Below are 211 nucleotides of genomic sequence, written 5' to 3'. Positions count from 1 at the left end.
TCCCAGCTGAGCTATAGCCCCATCTTCGATAAGCATTCTTAAATCAGAATGTTAATTTTCGCGAATTGGTATTTTCAAAGCTCGCCGCATAGCCTGCTATGCAAGAGGTTTCAAAATGCCGAGTCACGGAAATTTGGTAGGCCTGGGCAGACTTGAACTGCCGACCTCACCCTTATCAGGGGTGCGCTCTAACCAGCTGAGCTACAGGCCT

Annotated in this window: 1 tRNA gene; it reads right to left on the bottom strand. The window is 48.8% G+C overall.

From position 1 onward, the window contains the following. Nucleotides 1-134: 134 nt before the first annotated feature. Nucleotides 135-211 (bottom strand) — tRNA-Ile (locus tag B4U49_RS00015).

The organism is Microbulbifer mangrovi (assembly GCF_002009015.1).
In the GTDB taxonomy this organism is placed as follows: domain Bacteria; phylum Pseudomonadota; class Gammaproteobacteria; order Pseudomonadales; family Cellvibrionaceae; genus Microbulbifer; species Microbulbifer mangrovi.
Note: the sequence above shows the minus strand (reverse complement) of the source record. Positions and strands in the feature narration are given on the sequence as shown.